Raw genomic sequence first — 16,441 nt, 5'->3', positions numbered from 1 at the left:
CCTTCTGCGGTGAAGGGCTGCCAGTCTTGTGTCAACCTGTCTTCAAAATTTGCCAATGGGGTCGGGGCTTGAATTTGATCAAGCTTACGCCTGAGATTTGCTTTGGTCTTTACATTTTTTACCTTATACCCCCCAGTTCTGACTTCCGTTTTAGCTTTGCCCGATACAATAGTTGGCCTAGGCTATTTTTATTCATCCTTAAAGAAATGCCGATTTGCTCAGGTTTGAAAGGTTAACTTTTAGCCATATTTAATACCCCTTTAGGATGAAAATTATCAAAAATCCTCTCTGATGGAGTGGTACTAAAAATCAGGTCAATTCACTGAATGCTGGATAGTTGGCGGGAAGATATTGAGCGATCAAAAAATGAATAGCTTTTACTTTGATATCAAGATTACTGATGAAACCAATACCAAGGATGAGAAGGCTAGATATATCAAAGAGGCTTTTGAGGGGTTGGCCCGTATCTTAGGTAATTTGCATGAGGAGAGTTACATCTATGTGCAAGATGTTAGAGCTACAAGTTACGGCTATGGCTGGAAGACCCAGGAATACAGATACCACCAGTAAGCAATCACCCCTTCGCACTAGTCTTTATGCCCAATGTGTCATTGCGCCACCTTGGGCATAAAAGAGCGTTTCTTTGGTAGTGGCCATCAAGGGTTCGCAAGCCACCCCGTTGGGGTGCCCTTGACGGAATGACGTTGTTATTTAAGCGAAAAACCCTCCTTTTTATAGCTATTTGATACTTATGGGTATCAATTAAGTGTATTAATTGATACCCATAGGTTACAATTAGACATATTAATTAATACCTATAGGTATCAATATGAACAAGAAATTTGCCAACTTACAACTCCATCAAATGGACTTGGCCCTTACCAAGCTTAGGGAAGTTCGTCCTCCAACCCGTCCAGGTAGTGGCTGGATTAAGGCTATTCGCGAATCTTTGGGCATGTCAGCCTCTGCATTGGCTCGCAAGCTAGGCGTTACACCCGCGAGTATTACCAAGCTTGAAAAGGCTGAAGCCGATGAAAAGATCACTTTAGCTAGCCTACGTAAATTGGCTAGTGCCTTAGATTGCGAGTTGCAATACGCCCTCGTGCCACGCAAATCTTTAGAGGAAATCTTGGAAGATCGCGCTACTTTTGTCGCGCTTGAAAGACTGCGCCCTATTTCTCATTCGATGAGTCTTGAGGATCAGTCTGTAGACAAGTCTGCCAGTGAAAAGCAACTGCAACTACTAGCAAAAGAGATTTTGGATGGTCCTAGAAGGAATCTATGGTGATGCATTTTGAATACGCGCCAGGAGCCACTCCGATTGATCCGGATGAAGCTCTTGGCCTCATCCCCAAGCACATTAGCACTCAAGCCGATTTAAATGCCTGGGAGGAAATGAATATTGTCGAAGGGGCAGATTGGATTGCTCGTCAAAAGATCATTCAAGGCTTGAATGAGGGATTGGTACGTGAATTGCATAGCCGTATGTTTAATCAAACATGGCAGTGGGCAGGCACATTCAGAAAGAGTGCTAAGAGCATCGGCATTGATTGGACTCAGATTGCTGTTGCCATCAAGAATCTTTTAGATAACACTGCCTATCAAATTGAAAATAAAACAATGTCCATTGATGAGATTGTTGTGCGCTTTCATCATCAGCTGGTGTTGATTCATGCATTTCCAAACGGCAATGGTCGTCATGCGCGCTTGATAGCTGATGCTCTGATTGTCAGCCTTGGTGGTAAAAGATTTTCTTGGGGCGGCAATACTTCAATCGCCACCCCAGGTACTACTCGTCAAAACTACCTGCTAGCCCTGCGCGCCGCAGATAAAGGCGATATCGCGCCCTTAATGCTATTTGCTAGGCAATAGCCTAGATACCCATATTGCCTAGGTGTTGAGCTATACGATCCATGGGTTGTTCAGAGCTTGCAACAGGTGATCCCAAGGTAGCTGTTCTAGCTCTAATCGGTTGTGGCGCATGGCTCGTAACCTTTACCTTAGACCAGTCTGGTTTTGGTAAGCCTATGGAGTTGTAAATCGAATCAATCACTGGCCACCATTCAAATACGCCATGGTTTTGCACGAATACATTCATGTAAAACGGGTCATCCATATATTTAGCGAAGAGCTCAGACTTATAGCAATGATCAATCTCGCCCTGTCTTGTAGAAAGGTACTTGAGCATTTCCTGCTTAGCCTCTTTAACAACGCTGAAGTGATCCTTGTTTAGGTAGGGCTGTCCCGGCTTTTCGTGCCACTTCTCTTTCTTATTGCGATCTACTGAATCCATCATGCTACCTACCAGCTCACCTTCAATTTTATAGCTATGCAACTTATCCAAAAGGTCTTCCACCTTTGACTTGAGCACATCGTTCTCTTTGACAAGATCCCGGTTGGTATTAGCCATCTTTTGAAATCGGTTTTCGCTACGATTGGGTTGTGCTGTTTCACGTAGCCACTCGGTCGCGCCCTCCACCATTGTGTATACGCGCTGAGTAGTTCTATCCCAGATCTCCAGGACGGCTATTTGCTGATCGTCTGTAACTGGTCCAGCCTCCAGTTGCATTGAGGCTAAGCGCTTGGTCTTCTTGTGCGAGGGTTCGCTTTGGCCTGCTTGGTAGATCTTAGCGTTAGCGAGATTCTTTTTATATAAAGCCTCAGCCTGCGCTCGCTTCATAGGGATAACCTGGCACATCCAATCAGCGTCGGTGTAATCCCAAAACTCGCAGACGGATGGATCAATCAGAAGGTTTTCTGTAAGGACTCTATCGATAACTAGACCCTCAGCAGACCAAACCTCTGATTGCTCATGTATGCCTAGCAATTGCTCTTCTAATTCAATCTCTTTTTCTTCATGGTGTTTTTTCTGACTGCCATCTTCTAAGTCTTGTTGTAGATCTCTGACCGCTAATCTATTTTCTTGTTGGTCATTAATACGTCCCTGAATATAGGCATCTTCATGTATGTCTCTTTGATACATCACCTTTAAGATTCCGAAACTGCAAGTAAGCGCCGCTCTAACAGTGGACTTGGCTCGATTCTTTAGTTGGGCTTGCTCTAAGGCCCTATTGGTAACCTTCTCTAGGGTATTGCAAAAGAGTTTGATGTCCGCGCCCGAATGGGCTGGGGCTATTGAGATCTCTGGGTTACGAGCATAGACGTTAGGTAGTACAGCAGAGATAGTTCCATGGATGAGATTTGCTCTAAGGCTATAGAAGTCCTTGCCAGCAGGATCTGCATTCCAGTTGAATCCAGAGACGGTATTTCGGTTATGTTTTACCCGCTTATGAAAAGTCGCCCAATGAGTGCGCGCATGTTTAATGCGGGCACTCCATTTTTGTTGAAGAGATTTGGAGTCTTGGTGCACATCTTATTTATAAAGTCAGGATCGGTATGTGCGGGATATATTTTGAATTAATTTCGAGCGTTATCTAGCACCATCAGGGGTAGAAATTATTACGACTGGGTCTAACCAAAATTTTTACCGCAATAAGCGTTTATTAACGTTGAGCAAATAGCGCTTTATAGACTCATCGCCTCAATAATGTCATTAGCGAGCTCTAAGCTCATGGCCTTTTGCTCTGATGAAATAGCCAAGCCTTCTGCGTAAATGAACTCCACATCGGTAATGCCGATAAAACTAAGGAAATCTCTGACGTATTTTGTTTGGGTATCTTTATCAGTTCCAAAATAGAGGCCACCCCGAGTAGCTAGAACAACCGCCTTTTTACCGGTTAGCAAACCTACAGGACCAGTAGCTGTGTATTTAAAGGTCATACCTGCTCTAGCTAAATTATCAAAGTAAGATTTAAGCTGAGATGGAATTCCAAAGTTATACATAGGCAAAGCCAGTACTACCGTATCTGCATCGCCAATTTCTTTGATTAGATCATCGGATTGCCTAGCAAGTACTTTTTGCGCACTAGTACGCTGCTCAGGGGGCGTAATGAACGCATTAAATTGCGCGCCATTTAAATGGGGTAGTGGATCCTTTACTAAATCGCGACTCACAATTTTGACGCTGGAATACGTTTTTTTAATACGCTCAAGCAGTTTATTAGACAACTGTCGTGATTGGCTGCTATCACCTTGTATGCTGCAGTTAAGACACAGTACGTTATTCATATTTAAGCCTATTTATATAGCCCCATTATGCAATAACACTAGTGGACTTTAACGGACTCATTGGCACTCCGGCTGAAGATCAAGAGCTAATTAGACTAGCGGCATGAGCCCGACACTCTCATTCACAAGCTCTGCTAGAAATATCTGCATAATTGCTTTTGGCATAGCAGGAGAGACGCAATAACTTGCTCTTTTTCCAGTTGCTTTTTTTGCAATCAACTTTACCTTTTCTAGCTTTTTAAGATGAAAGCATAAAGTACCCGAGTCAACATCAAATTCCTTAATGATATGTTTGGGTGCAACACCCTCATTTCCGGATTGAATAATGAATTTAAATATTTTTAATCTAATCTCAAAACCTAGTGCTTCAAAAATAGCGCAATAATTATTGATATTCATAAATCCTCCAAGCTAATGCAACTTAACAATCGAGTGGGTCCTACGATGAATTAATCGACTCAGAGTGTCTAAAGCCACTTTTACCCAACCATGAAGTGCTAATTGGTGCATCTTATAGAGGCTAATGTACATACATTTAGCGAATAGCCCCTCCACCATAAGGCTGCCACCAATGAGACCGCCCATCATGCTGCCGACACTGCTGTACTCACCAAGAGAAACCAGAGATCCAAAATCTCGATACGCATAAGGTTTCAGGGGCTCCTGCCTCATGATCCGATTAACTTGTTTGTAAATATGCGTTGCCTGTTGGTGCGCCGCTTGAGCGCGTGGTGGCACAATACCCCCCTTGCCATTATTTGCTTCGGGCCATGGGCAGGCCGCACAATCTCCAATCGCAAAGATATTTTGGTCCAGAGTAGTTTGCAATGACGACAAGACTAACAATTGATTGACGTGATTAGTTTCTAGACCGCCAATACCCTTAAGAAAATCAGGTGCCTTCACTCCGGCTGCCCAGACAATTAATTCAGCAGGTATTTCAACGCCATCTGAAAGCAATACCTTATCCGGTAGTACTGTTTGCACCTTTGCGTTGGTTATGACTTCAACACCAAGATCTAGTAATAGTTTTTGAGCAGCGGTGGAGATCCGATCAGATAGTGCTGGCAATATTTTAGGGGCTGCTTCGATCAATATCACTTTTAGATCCTTTTCCGGATCCACTCTATCCATTCCAAAAGAAATGATTGCCCTAGTAGTTCTATGTAACTCTGCAGCAAGCTCGACTCCAGTTGCTCCTGCACCAATAATTGCAACTTTGAGCTGATGAGGAGCCAAAGGTTCGGACTGTGCTTGTGCTCTCAAACAGGCATTAACTAAACGCAAATGAAAGCGCTTAGCATCGGCTAGTGATTCTAGTCTTTGTGCATATTGTGCAACGCCTTCCGTTCCAAAATCGTTTGTCAAGCTTCCTATGGAAATAATCAGCGTGTCATATGGAATCGTTTGTATTGGAGTTACCAATTCACCCGCTTCATCAACAACAGGAGCAATTTGGATTTGCTTTCGCTCTCGATCAATACTGATTAGCTCGCCCAATCGAAATTTAAAATGGTGCCAATGCGCTTGAGCAATATAGTCTAACTCTTGATCTGCAAGGTCCATAGAGCCTGCAGCTACCTCATGGAGTTTTGGTTTCCAAATATGCGTTCTATTCTTATCAACAAGAGTAATACTTGTTTTATTAGATCCAGAGTCATCGCCTAACTTGGTTGCTAACTCAAGCCCGCCTGCGCCTCCACCCACTATGACGATTCGATGCGGGCTTGACATGTATACCCTTAAACTTTGACCAGCCTAAGATCGGCCGAACATTGACGGACCTTGGAGACTAGGGCTGCTACGTTTTCTGGCGGCGTAAATTGGCTAATACCATGGCCCAGATTAAATATATGCCCGTCTAATGGACTTCCCTCCACCGTAATGACGGTAGATAAATCTTCAAAGCATTTCTGAACTCTTTTTTCAATCTCTTCTGGATTGGATAGAAGAACGGATGGATCAAGATTCCCTTGTATAGCTATATGCCGGCTACTTACTTGATTAATCAACCCACGTGCCCTTGCCAAATTGATAGTCCAGTCTATGCCTAATACATCTGCTCCTGATTTAGCAATATCGCTTAACCAAATACCCCCTCCTTTGGTAAATAAGATGATAGGTACTGCATCGTATTTTGGATTGCTGCGGATGTCTTTAATAATCTTTGACATCGGCCCAAGAGAATATTGCAAATAATCCTCTGAAGTTAATAAACCACCCCAGGTATCAAAGATCATTACAGCCTGTGCACCTGCATCTATTTGTAAGCACAAATATTCACTAACCGATTGAATATTGATATCTAGAATTTTCTTCAAAAGATCAGGCCGCTCATACAGCATTTTCTTGGCCAAGGAAAAGTCGCGAGAGCCTGAACCTTCAATCATGTAGCTAGCTAATGTCCAAGGACTTCCAGAAAACCCAATCAAAGGTACTTGCTGCTTACCATTTGAAGTTAGTGCCTTTGCTATTGAGCTAACCGCATCAAATACATAACGTAACTCTTCCATGTTAGCCACACGTAATTGATTTACCTCACGTTCAGAGGTTAAGGGCTTAGCAAACCGAGGCCCATCGCCATTTTCAAACGATAACTCCAATCCCATGGCATCGGGAATTGTTAAGATATCTGAAAATAAAATTGCAGCGTCCAAGTCAAAACGATCGATTGGTTGCAGCGTTACTTCGGTAGCAAAATCCGGATTTTTAGCCAGATCCAAGAAACTTCCCGCCTTAGATCTAGTCTTTCGATATTCAGGCAAATATCTACCAGCCTGACGCATCAGCCAAACAGGCGTTCTATCAGTTTCGCGACAAAAACAGGCTCTGATGAATAAATCGTTTTCTAACTGAACTGCCATAAATGTTCATTAATAATTTAGCGTAATCGCTCAACATAAAAAGTGGCTTTTTCAAGCGCATCCTCAGCATCCATACCAACCATATCTGCCCCAAGATCCCCTATTAGCTCGGGGAACTGATTAAAAACAGGGCTACCGATGATGACACCTACATTGGGATTTTTAGACTTAGCTTTAATGCTCTTAATTAATTCTTTCAACTGCGGAAATTGCTCTCGAACGCTAGCTGATAAACCGACAATATCAAACCATTCGTTTGCAGCCATAGAAACAATATCTTCTTCAGTAGCAGCCAACTCACCCCATATACGCCATCCAGCCTTTGCAAAAAACTCGGAGACCATAAAGAGACCTAAATTATGTTGTGAACCAGGCAATGGAACCAACATAATGCTAGAGCCAGTTTTACCCTGCTCAGCATATTGCTGGAAAACAGGACTTAAGTCATACATTAGTTGCTTAATTCGCCAAAGCGCTATTGTGACCTCTGTAAAGCTAGATTCATCCTCTTCCCACATCTCCCCTAATTTTCTAGCAACAGGAGTTAGTAGGAGCAAGTAAATATCTTCTAACGCAGTTCCAGAAGCATGCATTTCTTTTACGTAGTCAACAGAAATACGCGCATCTTCTTGCAATACCAATTTAGTTAAATCCTCAACAGCTTTTTGATCGATGATTTGCTTAGCCGGCAATTGCGCAGGAATAGATGAATCTAGGTGCTGCTCAATAATATGGGGAAGAATGTTCCCTTCAATAGTTTTAACCAGTGATTCCAGGTACTCACCTTCTGTACAAGCTTTTTCTATTGGATGAGTATTTTTATTTTGCTGGAGAGATGATTTTGTAGGCGCATTAGATACTAAGCAATCCTCCCACATATCATTAGAGGCCTTAGTCGCTTGTTGTTGATCTAACTTGAAATCGTCACGAGTAGATTTCTTTTTAAACCCCGCAATGCTCACCAGTTTGGATAAATTCATGAACATCACTTGATCAAGACACGGTCTCAAAAGAGTTTTTTTGAAAAATACCGTGGCTGCCTAAGAGCCTCTTTATTGGAATAATTACTTTATAAATTGATTTAGATCAAATCACAAAGACTTATTTGTAGGTGCTTTCCCTAGAGCCTTTTGTTTCATCATATTGAGGCTCTAAACCGTAGCTCTTCGTTAGCTTCCATATGTAGTCAGGGACCATATTTTTAATTTTGTGCGGTGCAGTATTCCGTAAATGAATAACAGATTCAATTGCCTTCATCTCAATTCTTGCTTTTGCAAACTCCAGGCCTCGAGGTCCAAACCTAGGCATTACCCAAGCAAATATTCCTCTTAAAAAATTCGGCATTCTTTGAAGCGGCAGCCCACCCGCAGCTAATTCCACATTCTTCATAAAACCCTTAACAGGACTTAAGCGATTGCCAGATGAAGATAAAGGCTCCAAAATTAGCTCCGCCGCAAGTAAGCTTGCTAAACCTTTTCCTTTTTCATTGCGAATAATCACCCACTGCTCACCTGTGCCTGCCATGTACCCAACTGTAATATCAGAAAGTGAATTGACATAGTCAACACAGGTCTTACAGGTTGTAGGGAAAAAATCTGCTGGCAAATTAGATAGGGGCAGCTTTAAGAAAGGTATTTCTTGCTTTTGACCATTTTCAAAGCGAATCTCAACGTGATAGTCAGCCCTAAATTCTAGATAAGAAATTGTTTCCGGCTTTTCAGAAAGCAGGCCTAAAAACTGATGAAAATGCTCGGTAGTAGTGTTATCAGAACAGGGAGAGCCAATAATAAATAATTTCTCAAAGTCAAACTCTTGTTCGAGTGCTCTGGCGGCATAGACCTGGCATGGAATACCCACCATAGCTACTTTTCTATATCCCAGATCTTTTGCCTGCTCAAGATATTGAATGATTGGGGCATAGCCCATCTTCATACCCCTGCATTGCGCCATATCCTGGGATCTTGTCACGATGACTGGGACAGGCTTCCAACGGTCTTCAGCGTCAGAGCACATTGTAATGACGGCATCAACAACACCCTGCTCTAGTAACACCTCACAAAGTCTCGTGATGATTCCGGTCCACTGAGCACCTTGTAGCGTGGTCTTTAATCTAGCCCTAAACATTTCTAAATACGGTCCAAAAAAGACCTCATCAGATTGATCTGTAACGCGTTCTCTGCCGTGAACTAAGGTCTCAAATTTAGGGTAATTGGGCTGAATAAACTGACAGGCAGTTGCGCAACGTTTGGGCTGCTTAGTTCGAGATACCCCGCAATCGGTGCATAAATCACGAAATGGGGCAATCTCAATTGACTCCACTCTTTATCGGACCTTATAAAAAACGCGCCAAAACTCTTTGCTTAATCTTTTCTTTAGACAGTCCATAGCTATCTAAAAGCATATTAAGCTCACCATGCTCTACATACTCATCAGGCAGGCCTAGCAATAAAGTTTGAATATGGATATTGTTATCTGACAGCACTTCTAAGCAAGCACTTCCAGCGCCACCCTTAGAAGCGCTATCTTCAACAAAAACTAACCCATCGTGACTATCAGAGATTTCTAATAATAATTTTTCATCCAAAGGCTTCACAAACCTCATATCTACAACGGTAGCATTGATTTCTTGGGCTACTGATAGTGCGCTGTAAAGCAATGGCCCAAAACAAATAAAGGCAATTTTTTTCTTTGGCGGTGAAGTCCTATCTATTGGACGTACTATGAGCCCCTTGCCTATTGGTAATGACTCTAATGACGATCCCGATGTTTCCAGACCGATTCCAGAACCGCGAGGATAGCGTACAGCCGCAGGACCATCATGCTTAAAAGCAGTTGTTAGCATTGCACGGCATTCCTGCTCATTTGATGGCGTCATCAATACTAAATTTGGTAAGCAGCGTAAAAAAGCAATGTCAAATACTCCGGCATGTGTTGCCCCATCAGCACCCACCATACCAGCTCGATCAATAGCAAATACGATAGGTAAGTTCTGCAAGGTCACATCATGTATCAACTGATCGTAACCACGCTGCAAGAAAGTTGAATAAATCGCAACTACTGGTTTTAGTCCCTCACAAGCAATTCCAGCCGCAAAGGTAACCGCATGTTGCTCCGCTATTCCTACATCGTAATATCGATCAGGAAAGCGTCTTTCAAAATCTACCAGGCCCGAGCCCTCACGCATAGCAGGAGTAATGGCAATCAAGCGTTCATCTGCCTGAGCCATATCGCATAACCACTCTCCGAATACCTGGGTATAGGCCTTCTTAGACACGGGCTTTGCCTCAATGCCCACTATCGGATCGAATGCGCTAGGGCCATGATAGGCAATAGGATCAAGCTCTGCTAATGAATATCCCTTGCCCTTTTTTGTAATAATATGAAGAAACTGAGGGCCCTCAGTTTGAGAAAGCGTTTTAACGTTTTCTAGAGTTGAAATTAATACCTCTAAATTATGGCCATCTATTGGGCCGTAATAGTCAAACCCAAACTCCTCAAAAATCGTTGCAGGGCCGACCATTCCCTTTGCATGACCTTCTAATCTTTTTGCAAATTCACGGATGGGTGGCGCTACAGAGAGTACTTTATCGATACCTCTTTTAGTAGCCGCATACATAGAACCAGAGATCAATTTCACTAAGTAGCGGTTTAGCGCTCCTACCGCCGGTGAAATTGACATCTCGTTATCGTTCAGAATCACAATTAGCGGTACTTTTTTATTCACGCCAGCGTTATTCATCGCCTCAAAAGCCATACCAGCACTCATTGCACCATCGCCAATAATTGCTACTACATTACGTTTCTCATTTTTTGTTTTGGCAGCCACTGCCATTCCTAAGGCCGCTGAGATACTTGTAGATGAATGGGCAGTTCCAAACGCATCATATTCACTCTCACTGCGTTTAGGAAACCCTGAAATACCGCCAAACTGCCTTAGCCCAGACATCGCCTCCCTGCGGCCAGTGAGTACTTTATGAGCATAGCTTTGATGACCCACATCCCAGATCAGACGATCATAAGGGGTATCAAATACATAATGAAGTGCTATTGCAAGCTCCACTGTCCCTAGGTTTGAAGAAAGATGACCGCCCGTACTTGAAACAGAGCTCAATATGAAATTTCTAAGTTCTCTCGCTATTTGAGGGAGCTTAGAAATTTCATAGGCCCGTAATTCTTCTGGGTTTGATATGGTTTCGAGTAGGTTAGTCATTTTTAGCATAGCCAACTCACTTGGAAGAATATATTTTAGAAATAATTTGTTTATATTCTTCCAGATTCGCATCGGAAGATTGCTTTAAGGCATGAATTGGTGCGTGCATAAATTTATTAGCAAGCGCTATTGCCATATGTGAAAGGACAACCATAGGGTCGTCACCGTTAGCAATCCTTCTACTTGCCTTTTCCAACTCGATCTTTTGATATTGCTCGCCAACGTTTTGAATTGACTTAATAATTGGTACAACGGCTCTTTTTTCTAAGGTTTCGTAAAACTCCACGACACCTCTTTCGATAATCTTTTCAGCATCACCAATAGAATCCACACGATTTGCTTTCCCGGCGCTTACTATTTCACCAAGATCATCAATAGAGTAAAGATAGGCATTTTTAAGAGTCTTAATTTCGGGCTCAAAATCTCTTGGTACCGCTAAATCTATCAGAACAATGGGGCGTGATTGCCTAGCTTTGAGAGCTGTTTTAACCATTCCCATGCCAATGATTGGGAGCGAACTAGCAGTACAAGAAACAACAACATCGTATTCATGTAACTGCTTTGGTAAGTCAACTAAAGGGAATACATCCGTTCTTAAATTCTTATCAGCAAAAGCTTTAATTAACTCACTACCCCGATCAACGGTTCTATTTGAAATTGCAATCTTTTTTGGGGCTTTACCAGCAAAGTGATTAGCGCAAAGCCCGATCATCTCCCCAGCTCCAATAAATAAAATATTGCAATCACTGACTTGTCCAAAAATACGCTCAACCAACTTAATGGAGGCGCCCGCAATTGATATAGAGTGCGCTCCAATTTGGGTATTACCTCGAACAACTTTTGCCACTGAAAAAGTTTTATTAAACAAGGGCTTTAAATAAGCCCCCAACGTCCCAACCTGATTAGCATTTTCTATAGCTTTTTTCATTTGCCCTAGGATTTGTGTTTCTCCCAGAACCATTGAATCCAATCCACTTCCGACTCTGAAGGCGTGTTTTACAGCATCGCTTTCTTTTGCTGAATAGATGTAAGGACGTAACTCATCTTTTTGGACATTATTTTGAGCTGCCAACCATTCAAAAGCCCGATCTTCCAAATGGTTCTCGGTATATTCAACATCATTTGCTGCGCAATAAATTTCCATGCGATTGCATGTGGACAATATAGCTACCTCTGGTTTGTGCCCTGAGCCATTTCCCTGTAGATATTTACGTAAATCGATAAGTGAGTCCTGCAAAACCTCAGGTGAGACAGCAACACTTTCTCGAATGTCGACTGGCGCTGTATGGTGATTAACACCGAGGTTTAGGAGCTTCATACCTGACATATTTTTAGTAGGCCCCTGGATTTAAGACCATCGTTTCCCAATTCAAACGCATGGCGATCGTTACCCATAGTAAGTATGGAACCATTAGCAATGCGGCTAACTTTCTAATCGGCCACATCACTAAAATAATCTCCAACACTGAGCCCCACAGGAAGCATGCTTCTATTAAGGACCAGTCTGGATGGTGCATCCTGAAATAGAAAACACTCCAAAGCACATTTAAAAATCCATTCAAGAAAAATAAAGTAATAATTTTATTTTTCTGAGATGAAGATGGATTGCTATTGAATGCAATCATCCAGGCGATTGCTGATAAAACAAAAATAATGGTCCAGATGACACCAAAAGCCCAATCTGGGGGTTTCCAGTCCGGCTGCTTTAATGAAAAGTACCAAGGGCCTATTTCTGTTGCAAGACCCCCCATTAATGATGTGCCAACCATCCAAATGGCAATCAGCAAAAGGTACTTATGTTGAAAGAAAATTTTCATACCTTTGCTAGCCCTAGCAGATGTCCCATATCCTTAATAAAGATTTTGAAATGTGCAAGAGGTTTTTTGCGAACCAACTTTTTGTTCATATAAGACTCAAAGGTGAGTCTTTGCACATCTTTGTCCTCACACATTTTTACAAAACTCTCGCGACGTTTATCAGTTGAATACCAAAAATATTGCATGATTCCAAGCACCAGAAACGTCATACGATGCTCTTTCATAAATCTTTTTCTCGCGAGTTGTAGTTTTGCCGGGTTTTGCGTCTCTACAAATTCAGCAATAGCCTCACCCGCTAATTGACCACCAAGCATGGCGTAATAAATCCCCTCACCAGATGCTGGCGCTACAACTCCTGCAGCATCACCAGCCAGTACAACCTGCTTTCCGTCATCCCACTTTTTTAAAGGCTTCATAGGTAGCGGCGCGCCCTCATGTCGAACTAGCTCAGCATGCTCTAATCCAATATCCTTCCTCAATTTCCCTACTGCATTGCGGAGAGAGAAACCCTTATCAGCACTGCCAGTTCCAATACTGATCGTATCGCCATGGGGGAACACCCAACCATAAAAGTCAGGAGATACCGGTTGTTGATAGAGAACATCGCATCGACTTGCGTCAAATGAGCTTGGGCTGTCCTTAGGGGTTTTAATAATCTCGTGATAAGCAAATACATAATTTGCCTCTGCGCACCCCTTAACCCCGGCACTTCTACCCACTTGGGATTTAGCACCATCGGCGCCAATAACTGATTTGGCTAAAACGCTCTTTATAGAACCATGATCGCCATCACGGGCGCCCCTAGATCGATAATGAATTCGGACATGAGCATTCTCCCTTGTCAGGGTTTCAAATAAACCATCTTCTCTTTCGGCGCCCGCATTTACGGCACGCTTTCTTAACCATTCATCAAATTGTGCTCGATCCACCATTCCTACAAAACCATTTTCAATCGGAATATCTACTGCTTTCCCGCTAGGCGAAACCATGCGTGCTGATTTTGCTCGAGCAACCAGTAATTCATCAGGAATCTGAAAATCTTTAATTAATCTGGGGGGAATAGCGCCTCCACATGGCTTAATTCTTCCCCGTTTGTCCAGCAAGAGAATTTTCATCCCTTTTAGCGCTAGAGTATGTGCAGCGGTAGCGCCGGCTGGTCCACCACCAATAACTACTGCGTCATAAATCAATTCTGATGACATTGTTCACCCCGCCTTGAATTCATTAGTGGATTTGCGTTCAACCAAAGATGCCATGTAGGCAGAAGCAACAAATAAAATTGCCTCTATAAAAAATACACTTGCATAGGCCCAGGCAGGATTCGTGAATATTGAACGGGCTAGATCACTTGCGCCTGCCCCCAATAGGCCTCCAAGACCAAACGCTATTGCTTGAGCGCCACCCCAAAGGCCAATTCTGACCCCCTCTTTCCCGCCACCCCCAACTACTGCCAATCGCATCATTGATGCGATTGCCGCAATTGAAAACGCTCCATTAGCCAGACCCAAAACATATACATTGAGCTTTAGAGGCCATTCGCCTTCTAATATTCCGGCCATTACCAATCCAAACATTGCCAATGCTGATGCGAGGCAACCATAAATCATCCATGACCTTAAAGACCCAAAGTAGCGCCTCAATCTACTTGAGCCACAAACGGCAACTAACAGCATTCCAGTTAAAACGCCAGAATGTTGAATTCCTGAAAGACTAGTCGTTTCTCCAAGTGTGTACTTGAAAATGATTCCCGCAAAAGGCTCCAAAATTAAGTCTTGGGCACTAAAAGCAAGCATCGATAAAAAGATAAAAATGGTGAATCTTTTAGTATCAGGATCGGATAGGATCTCCCTAAGAGCGATCTTGAAAGGGATTTTTTCTTTGGTCTTGGATATCTTATTTTCAAGGTCAGAGCCTTCTAGCCTGTATAGGGCTAATGATGTAAGTGCAATAGCAACTAGCGAGATGATCCCTGAAATCAGAATTACCTTTTCAGGGGCATAAGGATCTAAAAATTTCCCCGCTAATCCACTAGTCAATGCAAACCCAAAAATCATCATCAGCCAAACGGTTGTTGCTGCAGCCGCCCTACGGTCGTCACTCACACCTTTTGCCAACAAGGCAAGCAATGATGTGCCGCTCATACTGACACCAATGCCAATTAAGAAGAAGGCTAGTATTGCAGCCAAAATTCCGATAATTAAATTAACGCCCATCAATGTCGTAGCAATAGCCGCGCCAAATCCACCTAATGCTAGCAATGCAACACCGCCGATAATCCAAGGCGTTTTCTTCGAGCCACTATCGGATTCAAAACCCATCCGCGGCCTAATAACCTGCACGAAATAATGAATAGCAACCAAAAGCCCAGGAAGGCTAGCAGGTAAAGCCAATTCAACCACCATAATGCGGTTTAGTGTTGAGGTTGTCATGACGACAATGGCACCAATTGAAGCTTGGACAAGACCCAATCGCACAATACTGAGCCATCCAAATGTAGAGTGACGAGTTACAGCTTGAGCAATTGCGATACTCATGATCCCAACTCCATGCTGTTGACTGCAAATGCTGCGACCATCATCCCCGACACTAACAATGGAACGCCAAAGCCACTATAAAAAAGTGCTTTTTGTATAGGTTTTTTGAGGAAATCAACTAACAGGAAAACCTGCCCCATCATTAATACCCCAATAACGATGGCATAACCCTGCTTATCCCAATAAAACAATAAGATCATTACCAAGATCTGCGGGATTAACATAAATGCCGCAGAAAATTGAGCCGCTCTTTTTGCTCCCAGCTGAACAGGTAATGAGCGCACGCCCATTTGTCTATCGCCCTCAATCGCCTTGAAATCATTCAAGGTCATAATGCCGTGGGCACTTGCGCTATATAAACCTGCGAGCAATAGCGATGGCTTATTTGGAATAGATCCACCTGATAACAATGTTGCGCCTGTTATCCAAGCCAAACCTTCATAGCTCACTCCACAAGCAAGGTTTCCAATCCAACCATTATTTTTAAATCGTATCGGTGGCATGCTGTATAGCCAAGCCAAGACTAAAGCTAAAACAGTCGCTAAAAAACCAATCGCACCTAAGTAGCTGGCAGCATAAAGTGAAATCAGAGACCAAATAATGGCTATATATAATCCCCAACTTCCAGGAATTCTGCCTGAAGGTATTGGTCTATCAGGCTCATTGATTGCATCAACATGACGGTCGTACCAGTCATTTACAGCCTGACTTGAAGCGCAAACAAGGGGGCCAGTTAAAAGTAAACCCAAGAAAAATATTGGGAGATGTTGATTGATTGTTTCACTGCCAGTGATGGAGCCACAAGCAAACGCCCACATTGGAGGAAACCATGTGATCGGCTTCAAAAGCGTCAAAATTGCTCTAGGTTCTGGCATATTCATGTAAATG

General features: G+C 42.9%; 15 protein-coding genes and 1 pseudogene. 3 read left to right on the top strand and 13 right to left on the bottom strand.

The window, feature by feature from the left end:
- Nucleotides 1-324: 324 nt before the first annotated feature.
- From ICN47_RS02250 to ICN47_RS02240, 3 genes and pseudogenes are all read left to right on the top strand, one after another.
- A pseudogene (locus tag ICN47_RS02250) lies at nt 325-570 on the top strand (4-oxalocrotonate tautomerase family protein); the annotation flags it as partial.
- A 259-nt stretch (nt 571-829) separates the two neighbouring features.
- A complete protein-coding gene (locus ICN47_RS02245; RefSeq protein ID WP_216218260.1) occupies nt 830-1,288 on the top strand; it encodes a mobile mystery protein A in 459 nt (152 codons plus the stop codon).
- The gene (locus ICN47_RS02240; RefSeq protein ID WP_216218259.1) at nt 1,282-1,872 is read left to right on the top strand and encodes a mobile mystery protein B; all 591 of its coding nucleotides are present in this window, start codon (nt 1,282-1,284) and stop codon (nt 1,870-1,872) included. Before ICN47_RS02245 ends, ICN47_RS02240 begins: the two co-directional genes overlap by 7 nt.
- 1 nt (nt 1,873) lies before the next feature.
- On the opposite strand, the gene ICN47_RS02235 is transcribed toward ICN47_RS02240, so the two are convergent.
- The 13 genes from ICN47_RS02235 to chlG form a co-directional block, all read right to left on the bottom strand.
- Entirely contained in the window at nt 1,874-3,370 is a 1,497-nt protein-coding gene (locus ICN47_RS02235; protein ID WP_216218258.1) for a hypothetical protein, read from the bottom strand.
- Between the two features lie 155 nt (nt 3,371-3,525).
- Nucleotides 3,526-4,128, bottom strand: coding sequence for an FMN-dependent NADH-azoreductase (locus ICN47_RS02230; RefSeq protein ID WP_216218257.1), 603 nt, complete (start codon nt 4,126-4,128; stop codon nt 3,526-3,528).
- 90 nt (nt 4,129-4,218) lie between these two features.
- Nucleotides 4,219-4,527 (bottom strand): winged helix-turn-helix domain-containing protein, encoded by a 309-nt coding sequence (locus ICN47_RS02225; RefSeq protein ID WP_216218256.1) that lies wholly within the window; start codon nt 4,525-4,527, stop codon nt 4,219-4,221.
- A gap of 12 nt (nt 4,528-4,539) precedes the next feature.
- Complete coding sequence (locus ICN47_RS02220) at nt 4,540-5,862, bottom strand: NAD(P)/FAD-dependent oxidoreductase (protein WP_216218255.1); 1,323 nt, start codon at nt 5,860-5,862, stop codon at nt 4,540-4,542.
- Nucleotides 5,863-5,870: 8 nt separating this feature from the next.
- A complete protein-coding gene (gene hemE, locus ICN47_RS02215) occupies nt 5,871-6,992 on the bottom strand; it encodes a uroporphyrinogen decarboxylase (protein ID WP_216218254.1) in 1,122 nt (373 codons plus the stop codon).
- 17 nt (nt 6,993-7,009) lie between these two features.
- Complete coding sequence (locus tag ICN47_RS02210; protein ID WP_216218253.1) at nt 7,010-7,972, bottom strand: B12-binding domain-containing protein; 963 nt, start codon at nt 7,970-7,972, stop codon at nt 7,010-7,012.
- A 121-nt stretch (nt 7,973-8,093) separates the two neighbouring features.
- On the bottom strand, nt 8,094-9,311 hold the full coding sequence (locus ICN47_RS02205; protein WP_216218252.1) for a Coenzyme F420 hydrogenase/dehydrogenase, beta subunit C-terminal domain: 1,218 nt from the start codon (nt 9,309-9,311) through the stop codon (nt 8,094-8,096).
- A gap of 13 nt (nt 9,312-9,324) precedes the next feature.
- Nucleotides 9,325-11,202: a 1-deoxy-D-xylulose-5-phosphate synthase gene (gene dxs, locus ICN47_RS02200; protein ID WP_216218251.1), complete on the bottom strand. Its 1,878-nt coding sequence runs from the start codon at nt 11,200-11,202 to the stop codon at nt 9,325-9,327.
- 16 nt (nt 11,203-11,218) lie between these two features.
- Complete coding sequence (gene hemA, locus ICN47_RS02195; RefSeq protein ID WP_216218250.1) at nt 11,219-12,520, bottom strand: glutamyl-tRNA reductase; 1,302 nt, start codon at nt 12,518-12,520, stop codon at nt 11,219-11,221.
- Nucleotides 12,521-12,533: 13 nt separating this feature from the next.
- Entirely contained in the window at nt 12,534-13,019 is a 486-nt protein-coding gene (locus ICN47_RS02190; RefSeq protein WP_216218249.1) for a TspO/MBR family protein, read from the bottom strand.
- Nucleotides 13,016-14,221, bottom strand: coding sequence for a geranylgeranyl diphosphate reductase (locus ICN47_RS02185; RefSeq protein WP_216218248.1), 1,206 nt, complete (start codon nt 14,219-14,221; stop codon nt 13,016-13,018). Before ICN47_RS02185 ends, ICN47_RS02190 begins: the two co-directional genes overlap by 4 nt.
- Nucleotides 14,222-14,224: 3 nt before the next feature.
- The gene (locus ICN47_RS02180; RefSeq protein ID WP_216218247.1) at nt 14,225-15,553 is read right to left on the bottom strand and encodes a BCD family MFS transporter; all 1,329 of its coding nucleotides are present in this window, start codon (nt 15,551-15,553) and stop codon (nt 14,225-14,227) included.
- Nucleotides 15,550-16,434 carry a chlorophyll synthase ChlG gene (gene chlG, locus ICN47_RS02175; protein ID WP_216218246.1) on the bottom strand — a complete coding sequence of 295 codons (885 nt, stop codon included), beginning with the start codon at nt 16,432-16,434 and terminating at the stop codon, nt 15,550-15,552. The genes ICN47_RS02180 and chlG overlap by 4 nt, the downstream gene beginning before the upstream one ends.
- Nucleotides 16,435-16,441 lie beyond the last annotated feature (7 nt).

The sequence above is a fragment of the Polynucleobacter sp. AP-Latsch-80-C2 genome (assembly GCF_018882185.1).
GTDB lineage: Bacteria > Pseudomonadota > Gammaproteobacteria > Burkholderiales > Burkholderiaceae > Polynucleobacter.
Note: the sequence above shows the minus strand (reverse complement) of the source record. Positions and strands in the feature narration are given on the sequence as shown.